Below are 23,448 nucleotides of genomic sequence, written 5' to 3' on the forward strand. Positions count from 1 at the left end.
CGGGGCCGGCCCATCCGGTCGCGGAACCGGTCAGTTGTTCAACGTGGCGAGCAGAGCCGTGGCCATGCCCTGTTCGCCCCGGGCGTTCGGGTGGAACGGCGCGGCCGAGTTCTGCGGCACCAGCCCCTCGACCCACCGGGTGCCACTGCCCTTGCACGCGTCACGGCCGATCGACGGGGTGTAGACGTCGGAGTAGGTGGCTCCGTTCGCACTCGCGGCGCTGGCCAGCATCGCGTTCAGCGACTTCTCGATGCCGCGCAGGTACGGCACGTCCTGGTAGGCGATCGGGACGACGGGCCAGCAGCCGTACCCGCTGTCCGGCAGGATCGCCGGATATCCCAGCACCACGACCCGCGCGCTCGGCGCGGCCCGGCGGACCGCCTGGAGCACGGCGGTCACCTTCGGCGTGGCGGCGACTATCCTCGCCTGCAGCTGGTCGACGCCACCGGCGGTGAAGCGGTTCTTGCACGGCGACCCGAGCGGACTGCTGAGGCTCGCCTCGGCACAGTCGCCGATGATGCCGGAGAACCCGATGTCGTTGCCGCCGATCTGCACCGTCACCAGCGCCGTGTTCGACGTGACCGCGTTCAGCTGCGGTGGCAGCGCGGTGCCCAACTGACCGCTGCTACCGGAGAGGATGTCGTCCGTGGTGGCCCCGGAACAGCTCACGTCGGCGAACGACGACGAGCCGGCGGCAGCGGCCACCAGCGAGGGGTAGTTGCGGTTGGACCGCAGACAGTTCAGGTCGACCTGGGTGGGGATCAGCGGGCCGGCGGTGTACGAGTCGCCCAGCGCGACGTAGCGGCCGGTGGGCACGGCCGCGCTGGCGGGGGTGGCGACGGTGAGCAGCACACCGGCGGTGGCCAGGGCCAGTGCGGCCAGCCGGGTGGCTGCCCGCAGGAGGGGCAGGCGAGGACGGGTCATGGCGCCTCCCAGAAGGGATCACGGTGGTGGTGGTGCCCGAGATCCTGTCGCCGTCGACGCCCACCGTCAATATCGATGAACCTCACTAAATGCCGGCCCGAAGTGTGGGATTAATCGGTGGCGGTCAATCACGTGCTCGTCCTCGACGGCGGTGCGGCCCGGCTCCGGGATCCGCTCGGTGAGGAACCTGACCGCCTGCAGGGCGATCGTTGTACGTCCACTCAGTCACGGCGCGATCTTCACATGGGCCTGTGACGGCCTCGGTCGGAGAACGGCCGGCGCGGCGGCCGTCCCCGAAACGCGCACTAGTTTCCGGCTGGCACCTGGTCCTTGATCTCGTCGTAGCCGACCGGAGTCGGTGCCGTGCCCGGCGCGTAGATCACGCGGAGGACGCCGGTCGGGAACGCCTCCGAAGCCACCAGTCGCAGGTGGTACGCAGCGTCGCCCTCGTCGAACAGCTTGCGGCCCCTGCGCGCGGCCACCGGATGCACCAGCAGACGCAGCTCATCGACCAGGCCGGCGGCGAGCAGTTGCTGCACCACGGAGATAGAGCCGGGGATGAGGATTCCCCGGACGCCGGCATCGGCCTTGAGCGCGGTGACGGCGTCGAGGAGGTCCCCGTTGATCAGCTCGGAGTTGCGCCAGGAGAACTCCAGCGGCTGGCGCGAGACGACGACCTTGCGCATGTCGCCGAGTTGCTTGGCGAACGGCGCGTCGTCGCCACCCGCGGCCTCCCGCTCGGGCCAGGCCCCGGCGAAGCTGTCGTACGTCTCGCGGCCGATGAGCAGCACCTCAGCGGCGTCATAGTCCTCGGTGACTGCGCGGCCCATGTTCTCGTCGAAGTACGGGAAGTGCCAGTCAGGGTCGATCTCGGCCACACCGTCGGCCGAGATGAACAGCGTGGAGATGACCTTTGCCATCGCGGGGGATCCCTTCGAGTCGGGTGATGTCGGTAGGTCGACCGGCGCATCGTCCCAAACTCGTCAGCCAGAGGCCGCCCCGATGGTGCGTGTCGTATCCCCTGATTGTCAGCCAGACGTCACGGGAGCGATCCAATGCCACGTTTCGAGCAGCTTTGGCTGCCCCAACCCGTTCGTCCTCTCGACGACGTCATCGTCGCTCCGGACGTATCCGGCGGACTCGGCGACCCGCTGCGAGGGCACATTGCCCTGCACAATGCTCAGCCGCAGTCGGGTGAAGCCGAGTTCTTCGTGGCAGAAGGTCGTCATCAACCGCAGAGAACGCGACGCCAGGCCTCGGCCGCGGTGCGCGGGGCCGATGGCGTACCCAAGCACCCCACTCGCCACGTGCAGTGCGACGAGGCCACGCGGCTCCCCGCCGTCGCGCGTCACGGCCAGGTCGACAATGCCCTGGGTGCGGCGCCGCCGCATTCTGACCAGAAAGGCGTCCGCGTCGAACGGAGAAGGAATATCGGTGTTCGCGGCGATGTCCGGCGCGTCGAAGAGGCCCGGCATCTGCGGCAGATCGGCGTCGAGCCAGTCCCGCAGCACAATCCCCTCCCCTTTCAGCAGGAGAGGGGAAGCGACTGGATCGACCGCCGACGAAATTGTTGGTTCGCAGCTCACACGACATCCTTACACGGACGTCACCGCCGGCCTCAGCGCTGCCGTTGCTTGATCGACTCGCGTTCAAGAAAGTGGCGGCGTTAGGACCGGGATACCGCGACTTCCATGAACCCGAGTGGATCAAGCGCCGGACCAGGCGAGGCAGTCCCCAACCGAGGACCGGGGACCGGGGACGCCGGAGGATCAACCGCACCCGGCGTGGTGCGGGCGGGCTCGGCGTGACACCGAGCCCGCCCGTCCAGGTCAGTCGAGCGTGATCGAACCGTGTCAGCGCTGCAGGGTCAGCAGACCCGGCCGGTACGGCAGGAGCCCGTAGTCACCACCGGAGCTGGGAGAACGCCCCTGGTAGAGCAGTTGCAGGTTGCAGGCGTTCACGGTCATCGTCTGGTCCGCGTTGGTCCGCAGCAGCTCACCGTGGCTGATGTCGTTGGTCCAGGTGGCACCACTGTTGGCCTTGCCGGCGAACGGGTTGCTCTCGCTGGTGGCCTGCGGCGTCCACGAACCACCCAGGCTGGTGGCCGTGAACGACCGGAAGTACCGGCCCTGCGAGCCGATCGCCTCGACGATCATGAGGTACTTGTTCAGACCCTGGAGCTTGTAGACCTGAACAGCCTCGAACAGATTGTTCGTGGTGTCACTCATGATCGTCGTGTAGTTCGACCCGAAGCTGCCCGGGAAGTTCCCGATCGGCATGCTCGCCCGGTAGATCTTACCGTTGTCCCCGGCGAAGAACAGGTACATGTTCTGGCCGTCACCGATCACCGCCTGGTCGATCGGCCCGGTGCCCGAACCGGTGATGCTCCCGCTGAACAACGTCTGCGCCGCCGACCAACCGTTCGGGTTCGTCGGATCGGTCGACGTCCGGTACGAGAACGCCGGCCCACCCCACTGGTACGCCAACACCCAGATGTTGCGCGGCGCGAAGTAGAACAACGACGGCGCGACAGTCGCGTTGTTCATCGCGTTCTGACTCGCCGAGCCCATCTGCGAGTAGTTCGAGAACAAACCGAAGTTCATCGAACCCCACCTGGTCCCGGTGTCGTGGGTGGTGGCGTAGACCAGTTGCTGGCCGTTGTACGGCGCGACGGTGAAGTCCTTCAACGACACCCAACCCGACCTCGGCTGCGCCAACACACCCGTTGACGACCACCGGTACGACGACGGGAGATCGCAGGTGTTGGTCGGAGGCGGAGTCGTCGGCGGCGGGTCGGTGGGCGGCGGAGTGGTCGGCGGCGGAGTGGTCGGTGTCGTGCCGCCGGTGCACGTGACACCGTTGAGAGCGAAGCTCGCCGGCACCGGGTTGCTGCCCGTCCAGGACCCGTTGAACCCGAACGACACCGTGCCGTTGGTCGGGACGCCACCGTTGTAGCTCACGTTCTTCGCCGTCACCGCCGACCCGCTCTGCGTCAGCGACGTGTTCCAGGCCTGCGTCACCGTCTGCCCGGCGCCGTACGACCAGGTCAACGTCCAACTGCTCAACGGATCACCCAGGTTCGTGATCGCCACGTTGGCGCCGAAGCCGCCCTGCCACTGCGACGACACGGCGTAGTTCACCGAACAACCCTCAGCCGCGGCACCGGCCGGCAGCGCCGCGACAACTGTCGACGACACCAGTAAGCCGACGCCGGCCGCAACCAGACCGACATTGGTGGCTCTGGATCTGGTCATATAGCACCCTCCTCGCGGGACGGCGGCCCATGCATTGGTGGTGGTCGCTGCTCGGGACCGATTGTGAGCGTTAACAGGCCGCGTCAGGTATGTTACGGGAGCGCTCCCATACCATCAACATGCATCTATCGCTGGTTCGCAACCACCCTGCTGGCTGGCCCGGCGGTGCCCGCCATCGCTCAGCGAAGATCAGTCTCCGGTGGGCCCGGGGCCCTCGGCGATCGCGACGGGAGTGCCAAGCTCGACGGTGCGGGAGACGGTGCACAACCGATCGTGCGACTGCTGCAGCGACCGGGGCAGCGCCGCGCGGGCCTGGTCGCCGTCCGCGCCCTCCGGGAACGTCACGGTGAACTCGACCCGCAGGTTCCGCATCCGGTTTCCGCCGGCCTCGTCGCGGATCTTGTCACCGGTGACGGCGACGGCGAACTCGATCGGCTCGGCGCGACGGCTGGTGATGTGGTCCACGTCCACCGCGGTGCAGCCGCCGATGGCAGCCAGCAGCAGCTCCACCGGCGTGAAACTGCCGTCCTCGCCCGTGCCCAACGACACCGACCCGCCGCGGACATTCCGCACGACGTAGTTGCCCAGGCTGGTGCGCTCGATCGCCACCGAACGGAAGGTGTCCTCAGTCATGACAGAAAACTACCGGCATCCGCGATCAGGAGTACATCAGATGCAGCGTCATCCCCGCATCGGCGTGCGCCAGGTTGTGGCAGTGGTTGGCCCACATCCCCGGGTTGTCGGCCCGGAACGCCACCTTCCACACCTCGCCCGGACGGACGTCGAACGAGTCCAGCCGCAACGGACTTCCGGCCGCCGGCTCTCCATCGCGGGCCAGCACCAGGACGTGGTGGCCGTGCAGGTGCCACGGGTGCACGATCTGCGACCGGTTGACGATGGTGAACAGCACCACGTCGCCCAGACGTACGACCTGGGGTGGGATGTCCGGGTCGGCCGCGCCGTTGACGGTGTGGGCGTACCGCGGCAGCAGTCCGCGCAGGTCGAGGCCGCGATCGAGGACGAGGGTGAACGACTTGTCGAACCGGGACCAGGGCACCGGCGCGGTCGCGCCGTAGCCGAGCGGATCGAGCACCGGCCAGGCGCCGGTCGCCGTCGACACAGGACCGGTCGAGTAGACCGCCCGTCCGTCGACGAACAGCGCCACCGGGGTCGCCGGCGCGTCGAAGACCAGGTCGTAGCGGCCCCCGGCCGGGATCAGCACCGCGGTGTCCACCAGCGGCGTCGGGCCCCGCAGGTCGACGCCGTCGATCGCGGCCACCCGGAACGCGGTCCCGGCCAGGGCGTACCGGTGCGTCGCGCTGTCGGTGTTGATCAGCCGTAACCGCACCGGCACACCGGCCGCGACCTGCTCCACTCGCGGCGCGGGCAACGGGCGGCCCGCCAGGGTGTGCACCGGCACGGTGACGTCGAGGCCGGACACCGGCCCCGGTCGCACCACCAGCACACCGTAGAGACCCATCCGCACGCCGACATCGGAGGCCGAGTGCGTGTGGTACCAGTACGTCCCGGCCTGGTCGGCGCGGAACCGGTAGACGAACTCCTGCCCGGGCCGCACCGCCGCCTGCGTCACCCCGGGCACCCCGTCCTGGTCGTTCGGCACGTCGTACCCGTGCCAGTGCAGGGTGACGCCACGCTCGATGTCCCGGTTGCGCAACGTCACCTCCAGGACGTCGCCGACGGTGGCGGTCAGCTCCGGTCCGGGTACCTGTCCGTTGAACGCCCAGGCCGCGACGTTCCGGCCGCCCACGTCCACCGTGGCGGTCCCGGCGGTCAGGGTGAACCGCCGGGTGGGTTCGTCGGCGATCCGGGCCGCCGGAGAACCATGGTCATGCGGTACGGCGGGCGCGGCGCCCGGGGCGACGGTCAGCCCGGTTCCGGTCACCAGCGCCGCGACCGCCACCACGAGGGCCAGCCGGGACACCGTCCGGGACGGGCGCGCGCCGAGAGCACGCCCCGAGATCACCGTCGCCGCGACGACCCCGGCGAGCGCGAGCAGCCCCGTCCCCGCCGACGCCGGATAGCCGTGCAGGATCGTCACGAGCAGGGCGCTGCCCGTGGCGTACCCGGCGAAGAGCAGCGGAACCGCGACGGCCCGGATGTCACCCGGGGCCCGCAGCAGCCGCGGCCCGGCGATGCCCACCGCCGCGAGCGACAGGGGGGCGGCGATGAGCACCTTCTCCGCGGCGAACCACCAACCGGCGCGGGCGAGGGCGGTGATCGTGATCGCGCGGGCGAGCGTGGCGAGCAGCGCGACGGCCGCCAGGCCCAGCGCGAGCGGGCGACGTCGAGCGGCCGAAGCCGCGCCGCCACCCAGCCAGGCACCGGCCGCGAGGACCGCGATCACGAGGTCGACGACGAGCAGCGAGCCCATGGTCATGCCGGCTCCGCTTCCCGGGCGGGCACCCCAGCGTCGGCCGGCACCAGGCCGGCCAGCTTTCGCGCCCCCCGATGCACGCCGACCACGACGTGCACCGCGATGATTCCGTTGAGCGCGTGCAACCCACCGATGGTCAGGCCGAGTGGGGTGCTGACACCCGACGCGTCGGTGGACGCCTCGGCGAGCATGGCGATGAGCGGCTGGAGGAGGACGAGGCCGATCGGCAGGACCGCCAGTCCGATGAGCTTTCCCGGCGCCTTCGCCAGCGCGGCGAACAGGGCGGTGAGGACTGTGAGAATCGGGATGACCGCCATGCCGTTGACGCTGTGCAGCGCGTACGCGTCGTCGCCGGCGGGTCTGGTGAACCCGCCCACGGCGGCGAAGACGAACTGCAGGGCGAACGCGACGAGCAACAGCGCAGTGATGACGACGAGTGCCTTGCGCATGGGTTACCTCCTAGAGGTGCGCCGAGGCGAGGGCCCGGGCGACATGGTCGGTGGCCGCGATCGCCCCGTAGGCGACCAACCGCACGAGGTCGGCGTCTGCCGGGTGGGAGAGCCGCCAGAGGGCGACGTCACCCTGGCTGACCGCGCCGGGTGCGAACGCCGTCAGCAACGCGATGCGCGTCCCGATGCGGTCCGCGCCGGGCACGTCCCGGACCAGGTCGACGGCCCAGTCCGCGGGCCGCGCCGGGAACCGGCCGTCCTCCCAGCGCACGGTGGCCGTGACGGTCTGGCGCGCCACGTCACCCAGCAGATCCCCACCCCGGGTGGCGGCGTCGCGCAACGACGCGTAGGCGACGCCCACCGGGCTGTCCCCCGCCCAGGCGGGAGGTGCTGCCGTCGCGTCGACGTCGAGGAGCGGGAGGCTGCGGCCGGGCTCCTTCGGCTCCCGGGCAGCCTTGGCGTAGAGCCGGCCCCCGACCGAGCGAACCAGTGGGGAGCGTTGCAGGCCGCCGGGGAGCAGATCGGGGTCGAGCAACGCCGAGACGACCCGGTTGATGAAGTGGAAGGCGAGCAGGGTGCCGGTGATCTCCGGGCGGTACGGGCTGGTCCAGTCGGCGGACCTGGGGCTGCGGCTCGCCTGCGCCCAGCGGACGAGCTGGGCGTGCCTCGGCTCGGGCGGCGTCTCGCCCCGGGCGACGGCCTCGGCGAGCTTCGGTTCGCCCAGCGCGTGCAGCAGCAGCACGTGGGCGTCGACGCAGAACTGACAGCGGTTGGCCCGGGACACCGCCGCCGCGACGAGTTCACGCTCGACCCGGGACGCGTCCCCGGCCAGCAACGCCTCCCGCATCAGCGCCCAGGTCGCGGCCAGCACCTCCGGCACGGCCGAGAGCGCCTGGAAGGTCGGCAACGGCCCGAGGAAGTCGTCGCGCAACTGTTGGTAGACCGCCGCGGTGGGGCCGGTGGCCGCCCTCGTCGGCGTGGGGGTGAAGAAGCGGTATGTCATGGGATCGATGCTCGCGGCGACGGGCCGGGAAAGCGTCGTTCCACCGCAGACACTTGCCGCGCCACCGATACCGCACCCGTGGTACGCCACAGGTACCACGCGCGCGGGATGCTCCGCCGACGACGGCCGTTCTACAGTGCGACCATGCGCCGCGACCTCCCGTACGCCCTCGGCGGTCTCGCCCTCGGCGTCCTCCTGCTCGGCAACGCCGTGCTCACCCCGGACGCCGCGACGGTCGAGGTGCTCGACGTCGCCCTGGTCCTGGCCATGGCGGTGGCCCTGGCGGCGTGCCGGCGCTACCCGGTGGTGGCGCTGGGGGTGGTCACCGTCGCCATGCTGGCCGTCCACCTCCGGGTGCACCCCGGGGTGTCCGCCGCGTTCCCCGTTCTCGGCGCGGTCTACGTCACCGCCTGGCAGGGACACCGCTGGGCCGCCACCGTGGCCAGCCTCGCCTTCCTCGGAGGCTTCCTGGCCCGCGACATCTCGATGGCGCCGGCCGGCCGACCGGGGCAGCTGGTCGCCGAGCGGACGGCCCTGCTGCTCGGCTGGTTCGTGGCGGCCAACGTCGCCGGGCTCGTCGCCGGGCAGCGCCGGGCGTACCTGGAGCAGGTCGAGCAGCGGGCGATCGAGGCCGAGCGCACCCGCGAGGAGATGGCGTTGCGGCGCGCCGGGGAGGAGCGCCTGCGTATCGCCCGCGACCTGCACGACTCCCTGACCCACAGCATCTCCGTGATCAAGGTGCAGGCCGGCATCGCCGTGCACCTGGCCCGCAAGCACGGCGAGGAACCGTCGGCCACGCTGCTGGCGATCCAGGAGGCCAGCGGTGCCGCGATGCGGGAACTCCGCACGACCCTCGACGTCCTGCGCGCACCCACCGACGGCGACCGGGTCGGGCTGGCCCGGGTGGACGAGCTGGCCGAGCGGACCCGGGCGGTCGGCGTACCGGTGCAGGTGACCGTCACCGGTCAGCGCTGGGACCTGCCCGACGAGGTCGACCAGGCCGGGTACCGGGTCATCCAGGAGGCCCTCACCAACGTGGCCCGCCACGCCGGCCCCGCGACCGCGCACGTCCAGGTGGAGTACGCACCGGCGGAGCTGACCGTCGCGGTCACCGACGACGGTCAGGCGTCGCCGGCTGAGACCCTGACCCCGGGCGTGGGCCTGCGCGGCATGCGGGAGCGGGTCAGCGCACTGGGCGGCACGCTGCGGGCCGCCGCGCACGACGACCACGGGTTCACGGTACGGGCCACCTTCCCGCTGGACGGCCCACGATGACCACCCGTCCCGCGGAGGAGCCCTGATGATCCGGGTGCTGATCGCCGACGACCAGGCGCTGATGCGGGCCGGTTTCCGGGCACTGCTCGACGCCGAGGACCACCTGGAGGTCGTCGGCGAGGCGACCGACGGCGCCTCGGCCGTCCACCTGTCGCGGTGTCTGCGCCCGGACGTCGTCCTGATGGACGTGCAGATGCCGGGGCTCGACGGCATCGAGGCCACCCGGCGCATCGCCGCTGATCCCGACCTTGCCGCGATCCGCGTTCTGATCCTCACCAACTACGGGCTCGACTCCTACGTCTTCGCCGCCCTCCGCGCGGGTGCCAGCGGGTTTCTCCTCAAGGACGCCGACCCCGCCGACCTGCTGCAGGCCGTCACCGTCGTCGCCCGCGGTGATGCGCTGCTCGCGCCGACCGTCACCCGCACGCTGATCAGTGAGTTCGTGGCCGGCCCACCGCCGGCCGTGCCGACGGCCGGACGCGACGTGCTGACCGCCCGGGAGCAGGAGATCGTCGAGCTGGTCGCCCGCGGGTTGACCAACGACGAGATCGCCGCGCGCATGGTGATCAGTCCGCTGACCGCCAAGACACACGTCAACCGGGCGATGACGAAGCTGCACTGCCGCGACCGCGCCCAGCTGGTCGTGTGGGCGTACGAGTCGGGGCTGGTCGCGCCGCGTCGTCGGTGATCGTCGTCTCCGAGAGCGGCGTCGATCAACCCCCTTGGGAACATGAGGGAGGGCCGACGCACTAGCATTGCCGCCGTCCACGACGGCTCTGCTGAATCGAGGCGACATGCGTTGGCTCCGGCGGTTGCTGGGCGGTAGGCGGGTCCAGCTCGACCCGGGACGACAGCAGGCGCTGTTACGGGAGGTCCAGTCCCGCTACGGCGCCCACGCGCAGGTTCGTTTCCCGGACCAGGTCGAGGCGCTGACCGCAACGCTGGACAGCGACGACGGTCTGGTGGTGGCAGCTCGAATCGTGAGCCAGGTCGCCGACGAGGCCCACGTGGACCTTCAGGCCCAGGCCCAGGAGATCCACCGACGGACGGGCCGGCGGCTCCTGGTGCACCGTCGCAACTACCGGCCGCTGTGGGTGGAGGCCGGACACGCCCTGCGCTGGCCACTGTTCGCCCTGCCGAGCGGCTTCCACCCGTACGCGCAGGTGGCCGCCGCGGTCACGGTGGTCGGCAGCCGGGCGCCGCGGCTCGACCGGGTGACCGACCCGAACCCGTTGCTGACCCGCGTGTTCGAGGTGCTCGACCTCACCACCGCGGCCTGGGAGTACGGACGGGTGCGGGTGGACACCGACGCCGCCACCCTGGCCGATCGGCTGATCCTGAGCGCCGGGCAGGTCCTCGCGGCCATGGACGATCCGCCCCGGCTGCCGCCGGCGGTCCGGGAGCTGATGCGCCGCAACAACACCGTCAGCGTGCACGACCCGGCCGGCCCTCGCGCGGTGGGTGGGATCAACCTGGGCGCGAGGATGCGGGAGAACTTCCTGGTCTGAGCAGCCGCCGGTGTCGAGGCGCTAATGCTCGTGCCGCCGACGGGCGAGATGGACGATGATGTCGGCGGCAAGGTCGACCGTCTCGGGCAGGACCTGCGTGATCCGGTGGAAGACCTGCTCCTGTTCCGAGGTCGGCAGTTCGAGATACGCCGAGATCGTCGACAGGTGCCCGACGTAGTCGTCGGCGCTCATCGTCAGACGCCGCTCGATCACGACCTGTTGGACGTCGGTGAACCACTCGGACCGTTGAAGCTCGGTGCCCGGCCACTGCATCGCATGCCCCGGGGGCGTGCCGTCGGGCGACGGCACCTCGTCGCTCTCCAGGAACGGCGCCCGGGCCGCACGCACCGCGTCCGCCACCGCCGGGTCGGCCAGCTGGATCGGGGCGCCGAACGAGGCGAACACACCGCCCGGCTCCACCAGCGCGGCCATCCGCGACCACCGGCCCTCCGCCTTCGTCCAGTGCAGCGCCGCGGCCGCGTACACCAGGCCGTATCGCTCCCCCGGTCGCAGGTCCTCGAAGGCGGCCTGCACCGTCTGGACGCGGGACGGCACGTGCTTGCGTAGCTCGGCGAGCATGGCCCCGTCCGGTTCGGTCACGGTGAGCGTGACCTCCCGTCGGGTGAACAGACGTGTCGCCTTGCCTGTCCCCGCACCGATCTCCAGGGCCGTTCGAATCGGCCGACCCGCGTAGGTCATCACCAGGTCGAGAAGCTCGACGGGATATCCGGGCCGGTACCGTTCGTATGCTTCCGCCACCATCCCGAAGCTCAGTGCGCGAGCAGACATGCCGACAATCCTGTCACGACTCGCGTCGTCGACGCTCGATCTTCCTCGCCCGGTCGACCACGCGCGTGCGCCTCGTCAGGGCGACGACAACTGCGCGCAACCGCTTGCCGGCCCGGCGAACACCGCTCGACCATGGGCGCATGGGGCCGGGACGTCGTGTCATCCTCGCGGTCGACGTGGGCGCCACCACCGTCCGGGTGGCATCGTTCGCGCTGGACGGCACCGCGCGGCACGTCGAGACACGGCAGTGTCCACTCCTGCAGCCGGTGCCCGGCTGGCTGGTACAGGAGCCCGGCGTCCTCGTGGCGGCCACCCTGGCGGCGATGTCCACGTGTGTCGCCGACACCGCCGGCGCGGAGGTCGTCGCCGTCGCGCTCAGTTCCGCCAGGTACGGCCTGATCGGGCTGGACGCGGCGCTGACGCCGGTGACGCCGCTGCTGACCCGGCACGACTCGCGGTCCGCGGAGGTGGCCCGCGACCTGCGGTTCTCCGGTCAGAGCCGGGAGCTGCACCGGTTGTCGGGCACACCCGTGCACCCCAGCAGCCCGCTCTGCAAGCTCATGTGGTTCGCCCGCCACGAGCCGTACCTCTGCACGGCGACGCGGTGGTGGGTCGGCCTCAAGGACTACCTGGTCCACCGGCTGACCGGGACGTTGGTGACCGAGCTGTCCTCGGCGTCCGGCACGGGACTGTTCGACGTCCACCGGCGGGTGTGGAGCCCAGCCGTCCTCGACCTCGTCGGGGTGTCCGAGAGTCAACTGCCCCCGGTCCTGCCCACGACTGCCGTGTTGCGGCTCTCGGCGACGGCCGGACGGGCGGTCGGTCTGCCGCCCGGCACACCTGTCGTGGTGGGGGCGGGCGACGGACCGTTGCGCAGTCTGGGCACCGCGGCGATCGGCAGCACCGTCGCCGGCCTGACCCTCGGGGCCACCGGGTCCCTGCGGACGGTGGTCACGGCTCCCCTCGTCGACGCGACGGAGACCTTTTCCTGCGGTGCGTTGACCGAGGACGCGTGGGTTGTCGGCGCGGCGGTCGGCAACGGTGGCAACGTCGTGCGGTGGGCAGGTCACACCCTCGCGCCCGACCACCCTCCGTCGTCCGGTGACGACTGCGCCCCGCCCGCGCTCCTGAGGCTCGCCGAACGGGTCGCCCCGGGAAGCGACGGCCTCGTGATGCTGCCCTGTCTGTGGGACGACCGGGCCCTCCCGGAGGGCTCCGGCCCGCTGGGCGCGTATCTGGGGTTGCGCGGCCACCACTCTCGCGGCCATCTGGTGCGGGCCGCCGTGGAGGGCGTCTGCCTGCAACTCGGCGGCGTCCGCGACCGCCTGGCCGAGTTGACGCCGGTCCGCAGCGTTCACCTGTCCGGTGACGCGTTTCGTTCTCTCCTGTGGCGACAGGTGATGGCGGCGGTCCTGGATTGTCCGGTGCGGGCGTCGGGCGAGACCGACGACGTCGCCCTCGGCGCGGCCGCGCTCGGGCTCTTCGCGATCGGTCTCGCTCCCGACCTCCAGGGTGCCGTCACCCAGCTCGACCCGGAGGGCACCCGCAGCGAGCCGGTCGCGGTCGACCCGGCCCTCGCCTCGGCGTACCGCGGTCTGCGGACGAAGCTGCCCGCACTTCGCACAATGGTGGGACGGGTGGGCGAGATCCTCGACGAGGCGGCCTCCCCGCACGTCGGCTGGCGGGCCGACGCGCTGCCCCGGGATGCCGTGGGCGGTTGACCAGGCCGGTCGGGGTGACGCCGACGTTCAGTGCTCCGGCTCGTCCTTCACCCGCGCCACCAGCTGGGTCGGGTTGACGTAGCGCAGGGCGACGACGAGCAGGACGAGCATCATCGAGGTGTAGATGACCGCCATGGCGTCGACCGACTGCTGGGCCCTGATCCCGGACGCCGACATCGAGTAGTAGAGCGCCACGACGAGGGTCTGCGAGTCCGGGCCCGCGGTGAGGAAGGTGAGCTCGAACATCCCCACGGTCCGGACCAGGACGAGGATCGCGGAGGCGAGGATGCCCGGCACGAGCAACGGTGCGAGGACTCGGAGGAACACCGTCCGCAGGCCCGCGCCGCACATGCGCGCCGCACTCTCGATCCGCGGGTCGATCTGCTCGATGAACGGGGTCATGGTCAGGATGACGAAGGGCACCGAGGGTACGAGGTTGGCGAGCACCACCCCGGACATGTTCCCGGCCAGGCCGAACTTGTAGAGGACTGTCGCCAGCGGGATGCCGTACGTGATCGGGGGCATCAGGATGGGCAGCAGGAACACGAGGAAGATCAGCCGTTTGCCGGGGAACGAGCGTCGCGCGAGGGCGTAGGCCGCCGGCACGCCGATCAGCAGCGAGAGACCCACGACGAGTACGGAGACCTCCAGCGTCACGACGATGACCTGTAGGAGCGCGAACTCGTCCCAGGCCCGCCCGTACCAGCTGGTGGTGTATCCGTCGGGGAGCCAGGTGTCGAACCAGCGCTGGCCGAACGAGCTGACCAGCACGGACGCCACGACGCCGAGCAGGTTGAGGAAGAAGAAGACGACGACGCCCCACACGATCCAGGCGGCGGGTCGCGCGGTGACGCGCCGTCGCTCGGTGCGGGCGGGGGGCGGCGCCGGTGGGGCCTCGGTGATCGTTGCCATCAGCCCTTGCCTCCGGTGGAGCCGGTGTAGAAACGGCTGCGCGCGGCCAACACCAGCGCGATGATGACCAACTCGACGAATCCCATGATCATCGCGATGGCCGAGGCGTACGGGTAGTCGTACCGCTCGTACGCCGCCTGGTACGCGGCGAGGGAGATGACCCGCGTCTCGCCGGCCGGGTTGCCGACCAGGACGGCCGACGGGAACACGCTGAACGCCAGCACGAACGTCAGGCAGAAGGTCGTGGCCAGGCCGGGCATCAGCAGCGGGAGGGTGATCCGGGTGAACCGGCGACGCCAGTCCGCCCCCAGCGTCGCGGCCGCCCGCTCCAGGGTGGGGTCGATGCCGGAGAGGTAGGAGAGCACCAGCAGGAACGCGAACGGGAATCCGGTGATCACCAGCGAGAAGAAGACCCCCCAGTAGTTGTGGGTCAGTCGCACCGGCTCGTCGACCAGGCCCGTGGCCAACAGGATCCGGTTGAACCAGCCGGTCGGGCCGAGGAAGTTCAACAGCCCCTGGGCGGTGAGCACCGTGCCGAGCGTGATCGGCACGACCAGCAGTGTGGTGACCAGCCGCTTGGCCCGGAAGCGTCCGCGCATCCGGTAGGCGATCGGCACCGCGGCGAGGACGTTCAGGAGAGCTGCCGGCAACGCGATCCGCAGCGTGATCCAGATCGTGCCCCGCTCGTAGGCGTCGGAGAAGAACCGGGCGTAGTCGCTGAACGGCCCGCCGTTGGTCGGCTGGAACGAGAGCCCCAGCCCGTAGAAGAACGGATAGAGGAACAGCGCGACCACGAAGACCAACGCCGGGACCAGCAACCACAGCTGGCGGTCGATGCCCCGCTCGGCGAGACGGTGCCGCCAGTGCGTCAGCGGCCTCCCGGCGTGGCTGCCGTTCACCGGGCCGCCTTCGCGGCGTCCACGAGACGGTCGGCCCGCTGCGCCGTGTCGGCGGGATAGACGAGGAGCCGATGCGGGTCCACGGCGAGCTTGACCTGGTCGCCCGGTGCGATGCGCTGCTCGGTACGCAGGTGCAGCAACAGGTCCGTGTCGGTGCGAGCCTCGGCCGCGAACTCACGGCCCTGGTACTCCACCACCTCGATGGTGGCCGACAGGGCGTTTCGGGTCTCGCCGGGCCCGTCGACGCGGATGTCCTCGGGGCGCACCGCGACCACCGCGTCCGCCCCCGGGTGGAGGTCGCCCACGGCCTCGCCGAGCAGGCGATGACCGGACGACTCGACGGCGGCCCGCGCACCGTCCACCTGCTCGACCCGGGCCGGCCACAGATTGCGGTAGCCCATGAAGTCGGCGACGTGCCAGTTGGCCGGTCGGGTGTGCAGCTCGCGCGGCGACCCGACCTGCTGCACGCGCCCCTCCCGCAGCACCACCAACCGGTCGGCCAGGGAGAGCGCCTCCTCCTGGTCGTGGGTGACGTAGACGGTGGTGAGCCCCAGCGACTGGTGCAGCCGGCGGATCTCGGTGCGCATCTCCAGGCGCAGCTTGGCGTCGAGGTTGCTCAACGGCTCGTCCATCAGGACGAGGGACGGCTCGAACACGACGGCACGGGCGATGGCGACGCGTTGCTGTTGACCACCCGAGAGCTGGCCGGGCAGCTTGTCGACGTGGTCCTCCAGCCGCACCAGCCGCACCGCCTCCTCCGTACGCCGGCGCGTCTCCTCCCTGGGCAGCCGCCGCATCCGCAGCCCGAAGGCGATGTTGGCCCGGACCGTCAGATGGGGGAAGAGCGCGTAGCTCTGGAACACCATGCCGAACCCGCGCCGCTCCGGCGGCAGCGTGTCGATGCGGCGCTCGTCCTGCCAGATGCTCCCCGCCGTCAACGGCAGGAGCCCGGCCAGGCAGTTCAACGCCGTCGACTTGCCGCAGCCGGACGGGCCGAGCAGGGCGATGAACTCCCCCGCCTCGATCGTCAGGTCCAACTCGGTGAGCGCGGCCTGCCCGCCGAACCGGCGGGACACCCCGTCCAGGCGAAGTCGGGAGAAGGCGCTCATCCCTGCTTGACCTTCCCGCCGCCGATCTCGCGGTCCCAACGGTTGAACGCCGCCACGAGGCTCTTCGCGTCGAGCGGGACCTCGGTGGGGTTGCCGGCGATCAGCGCGTCGTACTCGGGGCGACCGAACTCGCGGATCGCGTCCTGGCTCTTCTGCGGCGCCGACGTGAGCTGGACGTCCCTCACCGCCGGCCCGGGGTAGAAGTACCCCTCGTCGTACGCCTTCGCCTGCTGCTCGGGGGTGAGCATGAACGCCAGCAGGGCCAGCACCGCGGCCTGGGTGTCGGTCGACACCCCCTTGGGCATGACGGCGTAGTGCGCGTCGGTGACCCAGTGAAATCCGTCGATCGTGGCGATCCTCGCGTCCTTGGGCACCGTGCCCAACACCCGGGGGTTGATGTCCCAGCCGGTAGTGCTGACGATCAGGTGGGCGGTGCCGTTGGCGAGGTTCTTCATCGTCTCGGTGGTGCCGGACGGGTAGTAGTCGACGTACTGGCCCAGCTCCTTGAGGAAGGCCCACGTCTTGTCCCAGCCCGCGGTGGGGTCCTTGGGGTTCGTGTCGCCCAGGATGTAGGGCAGCCCCATCAGGAACGTGCGTCCCGGACCGGAGTTGGCCGGTCGGGCGTACTGGAACCTCTTCGGGTTGGCCTTGGCCCAGGCGAGCAGAGCCTGCGCGTTGGTGGGGGGCGTCGCGAGGCGCGACGGCAGATATTCGAGCAGCGGGCCGGACGGGTAGTAGGTGACTGTCACACCGGCGTTGCCGGCGAGCTTCTGCATCGCGGCGGCCGGTTCCAGGTAGTTGCTCATGCCGCCGAGACGGTCCTGGAACGTCGGCAGCACGTCGACCCAGAGCCCCTGCTCGATTCCGGCCGCGAGGCCGTCGACGCCGGTCAACACCAGACCGATGTCCACCCGGTCCGCACCCTGCTGGGCCTTGATCTTGCCGGCCAACTCGGGCGCCGGCGCCTTCGAGTACGTGACCCGGGAGATCACGTCCGGGTTCTTCGACACGAACTCGTCGATCATGCCCTGGGTCAGCTGAAGGTTGCCCGCCACGTCGAGGACGTTGAGCGTCACGGCCCGGCCGGGCCGCTGCGGCACCTCACCGGAGGTGTCACCCGAGGTGTCGCCGGGGGTCTCCGGCGCTCCACACCCGACCGCGCCCACCAGGAGCGACGATGCCGTGACCAGGAGGGCGCCTCGCCGCGTCATACCCATCAGCCGTCTCCTTCGTCGGCTACCCGGCCCGGCCAGGTAGGTCCACGCTCTGCTCAGGTGGGGTCGCCCGTGGGGCCGCCCGCCATGGGCCATCTGTGATGCATTCAGACAGCCGGCATGCCGGAACGGCAACGGGTTGCCATGTATTGCCTCGCGCGAATGCGTAGCGGGGGCCCGAATGTTGCCGGGGCATTGCCGAGGACACACCGGCGTCATAGCATGATCACGGCGCGTAGCCGGGGGGAGCATGACAATGCCCGACCACACCAGGCCGCCCGACAGGAGAGCCACGATCTACGACGTCGCGGCCGAAGCCGACGTCTCACCCTCCACGGTGTCCCGCGCCTTCTCCCGGCCGAGTCGAGTCAACTCCGAGACCGCCGAACGGGTCCGGCAGGTCGCCGAGCGGCTGGGCTACCGGACCAACCCGCTCGCCCGCGCCCTCACCACGTCCCGTACGCGCATGATCGCGCTCGTCATCGCCGACATCACCAACCCGGTCTACGCCGGGATCGTGCGCGGGGCGCAGGAGACGGCGATGCACGACGAGTACACCACGGTGCTCATCGACGCCCAGGAGTCCGACCGGCTGGAGCGGGCGGCGATCGAACGCACGATGTCGACAGTCGACGGCATCGTGCTGGCCAGCAGCCGGATGTCGGACTCGGCGATCCGGATGTTCGCCAAGCAACGGCCGGTGGTGGTCCTCAACCGCGCCGTCGCCGACGTCCCCTGCGTCGTGACGGACAACCCTCGTGGGGTCCGGCGGGCCGCCGAGCACCTCGGGGAACTGGGGCACGACCACATCACCTACGTCGCGGGACCGCAGGCGTCCTGGCCGAACGGCATCCGCTGGCGGTCGTTGCTCGAAGCCGGCATGGAACTCGAGATCAAGGTGCGCCAGATCGGCCCGTTCAGCCCGACCATCGAGGGCGGCGAGCGGGCCGCCGAGGAGCTGCGCGCCCGTCCCGCGACCGCCGTCCTCGCCTTCAACGACCAGATGGCGATCGGGCTCATCCGCGGCCTCACCCGGATGGGCGTCGACGTTCCGGGCGAGGTCAGCATCGTGGGGTTCGACAACACTCTCGCCGCCGACATCGTCACACCTGGGCTCACCACGGTCGCGGCGCCGTTCTACGCGGAGGGGTCGGCGGCGACCCGGCACCTGCTCACGATGATCGAGGGTGCCCCCGGGCACACCGGCCGGCCGATGGTCCTGCCGGTACGCCTCGTGGTCCGCCACTCGACGGCCGCCCGCGACCGGAGCGTAGGTCGCGCCCGACCGTGGGTACGCCGGCCGCCCACGCTCGCCGCACGCCTGCCGCCTCCCTCGAAGCAGTGAACACCGTCGCGTCAGACCAGCGACGGCGCCGCCTACCGGCACGCCTGGGCGCATGCCGCCGCCGACCCGGTAGGAGCGCGCGTATCCGATCACGGCGACGACGTCGACAGCGGTGCGTGCGGGCCGGGTAGCCGGACTCCCCGTCTCGTCGTCTCCTCGTGGCATCATGCTGGGCCATGGATCATCAGGGGCAGTTCCGTGCCGCAGCGCTCGAGTTGGGCATCCCGGACGACGAGATCAGCAGGTTCACCGAGCACCTCCGTCTGTCGATCCGGTTGAGCGGGGGCTCGGGCGGTGTTCCGGTCGGGCAGTTCGGTGGGTTGCCCCGGCTCCCGGTGGGCATGGACTGGCCGGTCGCCGGGGCCAGTCGGTTGCCGTTCATCTTCTCCGTCGACTGTGCGGCGCTGCCGGGAATCGACGGCTCCGGCCTGCCGACCGCCGGCTCGATGCTCTTCTTCCTCGACCACGAGGAGGACCATCTGGCGAGGGAGCCGGGGTACGCGCGAGTCGTGTACGTGCCGGCCGGCACCGATACCGAGGTAGCGGAGCACCCCACCGACCACGAGATCGTCGGCGAGCAGTACGACGTCCGCGCCACGCTCCTCCCACAGTTGCCCGACTGGTTCGGGACGGACGAGGACGAGGACGAGGACGACCTGTCGCCCTTCCAGCAACAGTTGATCCGTGACCTGGAGCGGGACCTGCCGCACCTGGACGAACTCTGCGCGACGGCCGACGACCTCTGGCCGCCAGACGCAGGGCTCGCCAGCGCCTATCTCGGCGGGTACGTCGATGACGAGGTGATCACGAGTATCGCCGAGCAGACCCTCGCGGGGCGCGAGAAGGCTGGCGAGATCGTCATACCGGTGGCGAAGTGGTATTCCCATGTGGAGGAGGAGAAGCACCGGCTGACGAGCGAGTGGTTGTCGCTCGCCCGCTTCTCCCTGGCCGACGAGTCCTACTCCGGGAGTTTCGTGATCCGCCACGACGACCTCGCCGCCGGTCGGCTGGACAAGGCGCTCTCCGTGACAGAGTTCAGAGAGTAGCGCGCCGTGGCGCCGAATGCGGCTCGGTTGTCCGCGGTGGCTGCGGTCGCCGACGTCGGATGCCGGGCATCCGCTCACGGCGCAAACTACCTGACGTACGTCGTCCCGGTGCCGGCTCAGGCGCGGCTCGGCCGGATGTTGTGGTTGAGGTGGAAGACGTTCTGCGGATCCCAGACGTTCTTGAGGGCGGTCAGCCTGGCGAGCTTGGCGGCCGGGTAGGCACGGCGTACCCCGCGTTGCCCCTCGTCGCCGGCGAGCGAGTTGACGTAGACGCCGTGGGCGTACGGGTCGAGCGCGGATCCGGCGCTGCGAGCCGCTGCCATCCGTTCGTCGTCTTCGGACGGCTCGGTCCAGCGGGAGCCGGCGCCGTACTCGAATGTCGTGCCGCGGTGACTGAACGCGGCGTCGGCGTCCGCGACGTCGGCGATAGCGCCACCGTATGCCTGCAGGCCGACGCCGGGCAGTGCGGTGCCGGCGTGCAGGTCTGCCGCGCCGCGCAGTAGGAATGCCTCGATCGCGGCGGTGGGGAACTGCCGCAGGTAGTGCGCGCTGGAGTACCGGCGGTAGGCGTGGCCGCCGGTGGTGTCGTCGCGTTGCTGGAGTTCGAGGTACGACGGGGTGGTGACCCGCTCGGCGACCGGGCGCCCGAGTGCACGCATCGCCGGCAGCAACCGGCGACCCGGTGCCGGGTCGCCGACCCAGACGAAGCCAACGGTGGCGACTGGGCCGCCGGGCGTGCTGTGGACATCGGCGGTGAAGGTCGCCTGCCGTGGCGCGACGGCGTTGAGGTCCCGCCAGCCTTCGAGCACGGGTACGGCGTCCTCGGCGCGGAAGTCGAACTCGGCGACCAGGGTCTGCGTTCCGGTGTGGTGCAGTTGGAATTCGAAGTCGGTGACGATCCCGAAGTTGCCACCCCCGCCGCGCAGACCCCAGTAGAGGTCGGGGTTCTCGGTTCGGCTCGCGGTCACCACCTTCCCGTCCGCGGTGACCACCGTGTAGGAGACGACGTTGTCGCAGGCCAATCCGTGTTGGCGGGCGAGCCAGCCCATGCCGCCGCCGAGGGTCAGGCCGCCGACCCCGGTGTGCGAGACGTTACCCGCGGTCGTGGCGAGGCCGTATGGCTGCGACGCCCGGTCGAGTGCGCCCAACAGCGCGCCGCCCTGGACCCGGGCGCGCCGCCGGATCGGGTCGACCCGAACGCCGTTCAACGCGGTCAGGTCGATCATCAGGCCGTTCGCGGGGACAGCGAGGCCGGCCACGTTGTGCCCGCCGCAGCGCACCCCGATCTCCAGGTCGAGTTCCCGGGCCAGGCACACCGCGGCCACCACGTCGGTGACGCTCGCGGCCGGCACGATCATTCGTGGGCGGCGGTCGATCATGGCGTTCCAGACCGTGCGGGCGGCGTCGTAACCCGGGTCGTCCGGAGTGAGGAGGCGGCCGGCGAGGCGGAGGCTTGTCGCTGTCGTCATACGTCCGAGCCTGCCGGAGATCGGTACACCCGGTAAGGTCCGATTGCATGGGCCGCGCCAGGACCAATTCGAGTACGGCGGTGGACCTGCTCATCGACGTCGACCGCTCCGCCGCCGAACCGTTGCACCGGCAGATCGCCGCCTCGATCCGGGGCGGCATCCGGGCAGGCCGGTTACGTCTCGGGACGTCCCTGCCACCCACCCGCACCATCGCAGCCGATCTCGGAGTGTCGCGCGGGGTCGTGGTCGAGGCATACCAGCAACTCGTCGCCGAGGGCTACCTCACCAGTCGGGCGGGCGGCTACACCCGCGTTGCGGTCGAGCCGGTTCCGACGCCGGTGGATCGCCGCGCCGGGGATCGGCCGGCGGCCGGGATCGACTTCGGGTACGGCCGCACCGACGTGTCGTCGTTCCCCCGGGCCGCCTGGCTGCGTTCGGCGCGCACGGTCCTCACCACCGCGCCGAACGAGCGCTTCGCCTACCTCGACGGGCGTGGCGTGCCCGAACTGCACGCAGCCCTGACCGACTACCTCGACCGGGTCCGCGGCACGTCGGCCCGGCCGGAGAACGTCGTGATCTGCAGTGGCTACGGCCAGGGCGTCGCGCTGCTGCTCCAGGTGCTCGCGGCGCGCGGCGCGCGGCGGCTGGCCGTCGAGGACCCGTCCCCGGACGACGACGCCCGCTCGGTCGCCGCCGCCGCCGGCCTGGACGTGATCGGCGTCCCGGTCGGGCCGGACGGCATCCTCGTCGAGGCGCTCGAACAGACCGATGCGGACGCCGTCGTGCTGACGCCCTCGCACCAGTGGCCCACCGGCGGGGTCCTGTCGGCCTCCGCGCGGGCCCGAGTGATCACCTGGGCCCAGCGTCGAGGCGCCGTGGTGATCGAGGACGACTACGACGCGGAGTACCGCTACGACCGCTCACCCATCGGCGCCATGCAGGGGCTGGCGCCCGACACCGTCGTGTACTGCGGCACTGCGAGCAAGACCCTGGCGCCAGGGTTGCGCCTCGGCTGGCTGCTGGCGCCGGCACACCTGGTCGACGACATCGCGACGGCCAAGGTTCTGGCCGACCGCGGCTCCCCCGTCATCGACCAACTGACCTTCGCCGACTTCCTCACTCGCGGCGAGTTCGACCGGCACCTGCGGCGCATGCGCCCGGTCTACCGCCGCCGTCGCGACGCACTCCTGGCCGCACTACGCACCCGGCTGCCCGACCTGAAACCGGTCGGTGTCGCGGCGGGCCAACACGTCGTAACCTGGCTCCCGCACGACCTCGACGAGGCCGCGGTCGTGGCCGCGGCCGCCCGGCACGGCCTGGTCGTGCAGGGCGTCTCCCGGTACCGACTGAGCCCGGGCGGACCTGGCGGGTTGATCTTCGGCTACGCCACCCTCCCCGAACGCGCCATCACAGAGGGAGTGGAAGTCCTTGCCGACGCGGTCGCAGAGGTCCGCGCGGGCATCTGCCGGCCACGTCTCCGTTGAGGACGGCGAGCCTCACGTCTCAGTACGCCTCGCGACATGCCTCCCACATCTCACGGGTCATCTCGTACTCCACCTCGCCGGATTCTGTTCCTGGTATCGGGTCGTCCCAGGAAGGGAAGTAGGTACGCACATACCGCATGCCGACGGCCCTCATCACGCCTTGAGATCCAACGTTCACCGTCATGGTCTGCGCGATCACCCGGCTCTGCCCGACGGTGTCGAAGGCATGCCCCAACAGAGCGTGGGATGCCTCGCTGGCCAAACCTCTGCGCCAGTAGCGGCGGGCGAGCCGGTAACCCAACTCCGCGACGGTCGGATCGTCAGGCTGGTCGGGGCCGTGTGCCGGCGGAAGCATCATCAGCCCGATGAAATCGCCCTCGTCCTCATGCTCCGGCGGTACCGTGCCACGCGCACCGCCATCGGACCCGAACGCCATCCAGTAGCCCAGGCCGTCCACCTTGCCGGACAGCGCCAACCGCTGCGAGTGAGACGCGGCCACCTCGTCCCTGGATCGCGCCCGCCCGGTGATGTAACGAAGCACCTCCGGGTCGGAGTCCAGCTCGACCTCCAGTTCGAAGTGCCGATCTTCGAGGGGAACCATCAACAGTCGGGCGGTGCGCAGAGTCGGTTGAACCACGCGGCGACACTTTCA

At 70.7% G+C, this 23,448-nt stretch carries 22 protein-coding genes; 7 read left to right on the forward strand and 15 right to left on the reverse strand.

The annotated features are described in order from the left end of the window. Positions 1-30: 30 nt before the first annotated feature. The 8 genes from ABGB10_RS09065 to ABGB10_RS09100 all read right to left on the reverse strand — a co-directional run bounded on the left by ABGB10_RS09065 (position 31) and on the right by ABGB10_RS09100 (position 8,025). Positions 31-924, reverse strand: a complete 894-nt coding sequence (locus ABGB10_RS09065; protein ID WP_347660410.1) for an SGNH/GDSL hydrolase family protein — start codon at positions 922-924, stop codon at positions 31-33. 305 nt (positions 925-1,229) lie between these two features. After that, the gene (locus ABGB10_RS09070; protein ID WP_347660411.1) at positions 1,230-1,844 is read right to left on the reverse strand and encodes a dihydrofolate reductase family protein; all 615 of its coding nucleotides are present in this window, start codon (positions 1,842-1,844) and stop codon (positions 1,230-1,232) included. A 108-nt stretch (positions 1,845-1,952) separates the two neighbouring features. Next, the gene (locus ABGB10_RS09075; RefSeq protein ID WP_347660412.1) at positions 1,953-2,435 is read right to left on the reverse strand and encodes a GNAT family N-acetyltransferase; all 483 of its coding nucleotides are present in this window, start codon (positions 2,433-2,435) and stop codon (positions 1,953-1,955) included. A gap of 342 nt (positions 2,436-2,777) precedes the next feature. Continuing rightward, positions 2,778-4,178, reverse strand: coding sequence for a non-reducing end alpha-L-arabinofuranosidase family hydrolase (locus ABGB10_RS09080; protein ID WP_347660413.1), 1,401 nt, complete (start codon positions 4,176-4,178; stop codon positions 2,778-2,780). 189 nt (positions 4,179-4,367) lie between these two features. Continuing rightward, complete coding sequence (locus tag ABGB10_RS09085; RefSeq protein WP_347660414.1) at positions 4,368-4,811, reverse strand: OsmC family protein; 444 nt, start codon at positions 4,809-4,811, stop codon at positions 4,368-4,370. A gap of 25 nt (positions 4,812-4,836) precedes the next feature. Then, positions 4,837-6,576 (reverse strand): multicopper oxidase family protein, encoded by a 1,740-nt coding sequence (locus ABGB10_RS09090; RefSeq protein ID WP_347660415.1) that lies wholly within the window; start codon positions 6,574-6,576, stop codon positions 4,837-4,839. Further along, entirely contained in the window at positions 6,573-7,022 is a 450-nt protein-coding gene (locus ABGB10_RS09095; RefSeq protein ID WP_347660416.1) for a DUF6220 domain-containing protein, read from the reverse strand. Before ABGB10_RS09095 ends, ABGB10_RS09090 begins: the two co-directional genes overlap by 4 nt. Positions 7,023-7,032: 10 nt before the next feature. Then, positions 7,033-8,025 (reverse strand): carboxymuconolactone decarboxylase family protein, encoded by a 993-nt coding sequence (locus ABGB10_RS09100; protein WP_347660417.1) that lies wholly within the window; start codon positions 8,023-8,025, stop codon positions 7,033-7,035. A 144-nt stretch (positions 8,026-8,169) separates the two neighbouring features. Here ABGB10_RS09100 and ABGB10_RS09105 point away from each other — a divergent pair, with 144 nt between their 5' ends. The 3 genes from ABGB10_RS09105 (at position 8,170) to ABGB10_RS09115 (ending at position 10,808) form a co-directional block, all read left to right on the forward strand. Continuing rightward, positions 8,170-9,300 carry a sensor histidine kinase gene (locus tag ABGB10_RS09105; RefSeq protein WP_347660418.1) on the forward strand — a complete coding sequence of 377 codons (1,131 nt, stop codon included), beginning with the start codon at positions 8,170-8,172 and terminating at the stop codon, positions 9,298-9,300. 25 nt (positions 9,301-9,325) lie between these two features. Continuing rightward, positions 9,326-9,988, forward strand: a complete 663-nt coding sequence (locus tag ABGB10_RS09110) for a response regulator transcription factor (RefSeq protein WP_347660419.1) — start codon at positions 9,326-9,328, stop codon at positions 9,986-9,988. 106 nt (positions 9,989-10,094) lie between these two features. Next, entirely contained in the window at positions 10,095-10,808 is a 714-nt protein-coding gene (locus tag ABGB10_RS09115; RefSeq protein WP_347660420.1) for a hypothetical protein, read from the forward strand. Between the two features lie 21 nt (positions 10,809-10,829). On the opposite strand, the gene ABGB10_RS09120 is transcribed toward ABGB10_RS09115, so the two are convergent. Beyond that, complete coding sequence (locus ABGB10_RS09120; protein WP_347660421.1) at positions 10,830-11,597, reverse strand: methyltransferase domain-containing protein; 768 nt, start codon at positions 11,595-11,597, stop codon at positions 10,830-10,832. Between the two features lie 140 nt (positions 11,598-11,737). Between ABGB10_RS09120 and ABGB10_RS09125 the strand changes: the two genes are divergently transcribed. After that, on the forward strand, positions 11,738-13,318 hold the full coding sequence (locus tag ABGB10_RS09125) for an FGGY family carbohydrate kinase (protein ID WP_347660422.1): 1,581 nt from the start codon (positions 11,738-11,740) through the stop codon (positions 13,316-13,318). A gap of 27 nt (positions 13,319-13,345) precedes the next feature. Here the strand turns inward: ABGB10_RS09125 and ABGB10_RS09130 are convergent, their stop codons facing one another. From ABGB10_RS09130 to ABGB10_RS09145, 4 genes are read right to left on the reverse strand one after another with little or no spacing between them, the layout of a single operon-like run. Then, entirely contained in the window at positions 13,346-14,230 is an 885-nt protein-coding gene (locus ABGB10_RS09130) for an ABC transporter permease (protein WP_347660423.1), read from the reverse strand. Then, a complete protein-coding gene (locus ABGB10_RS09135) occupies positions 14,230-15,129 on the reverse strand; it encodes an ABC transporter permease (protein ID WP_347660424.1) in 900 nt (299 codons plus the stop codon). The genes ABGB10_RS09130 and ABGB10_RS09135 overlap by 1 nt, the downstream gene beginning before the upstream one ends. Then, complete coding sequence (locus ABGB10_RS09140; protein WP_347660425.1) at positions 15,126-16,238, reverse strand: ABC transporter ATP-binding protein; 1,113 nt, start codon at positions 16,236-16,238, stop codon at positions 15,126-15,128. The genes ABGB10_RS09135 and ABGB10_RS09140 overlap by 4 nt, the downstream gene beginning before the upstream one ends. After that, complete coding sequence (locus ABGB10_RS09145) at positions 16,235-17,455, reverse strand: extracellular solute-binding protein (protein WP_347660426.1); 1,221 nt, start codon at positions 17,453-17,455, stop codon at positions 16,235-16,237. The genes ABGB10_RS09140 and ABGB10_RS09145 overlap by 4 nt, the downstream gene beginning before the upstream one ends. 253 nt (positions 17,456-17,708) lie before the next feature. Here ABGB10_RS09145 and ABGB10_RS09150 point away from each other — a divergent pair, with 253 nt between their 5' ends. Continuing rightward, positions 17,709-18,797 carry a LacI family DNA-binding transcriptional regulator gene (locus ABGB10_RS09150; protein ID WP_347660427.1) on the forward strand — a complete coding sequence of 363 codons (1,089 nt, stop codon included), beginning with the start codon at positions 17,709-17,711 and terminating at the stop codon, positions 18,795-18,797. Between the two features lie 176 nt (positions 18,798-18,973). Further along, on the forward strand, positions 18,974-19,843 hold the full coding sequence (locus tag ABGB10_RS09155) for a DUF1963 domain-containing protein (RefSeq protein ID WP_347660428.1): 870 nt from the start codon (positions 18,974-18,976) through the stop codon (positions 19,841-19,843). 116 nt (positions 19,844-19,959) lie between these two features. Here ABGB10_RS09155 and ABGB10_RS09160 read toward each other — a convergent pair whose 3' ends face one another. Then, complete coding sequence (locus tag ABGB10_RS09160) at positions 19,960-21,312, reverse strand: FAD-binding oxidoreductase (protein ID WP_347660429.1); 1,353 nt, start codon at positions 21,310-21,312, stop codon at positions 19,960-19,962. A gap of 47 nt (positions 21,313-21,359) precedes the next feature. On the opposite strand from ABGB10_RS09160, the gene ABGB10_RS09165 reads away from it, so the two are divergent. After that, the gene (locus ABGB10_RS09165; protein WP_347660430.1) at positions 21,360-22,796 is read left to right on the forward strand and encodes a PLP-dependent aminotransferase family protein; all 1,437 of its coding nucleotides are present in this window, start codon (positions 21,360-21,362) and stop codon (positions 22,794-22,796) included. A 19-nt stretch (positions 22,797-22,815) separates the two neighbouring features. On the opposite strand, the gene ABGB10_RS09170 is transcribed toward ABGB10_RS09165, so the two are convergent. Then, entirely contained in the window at positions 22,816-23,433 is a 618-nt protein-coding gene (locus tag ABGB10_RS09170; protein ID WP_347660431.1) for a GNAT family N-acetyltransferase, read from the reverse strand. Positions 23,434-23,448: the final 15 nt, after the last annotated feature.

This window comes from Micromonospora sp. B9E7 (genome assembly GCF_039871815.1).
GTDB lineage: Bacteria > Actinomycetota > Actinomycetes > Mycobacteriales > Micromonosporaceae > Micromonospora.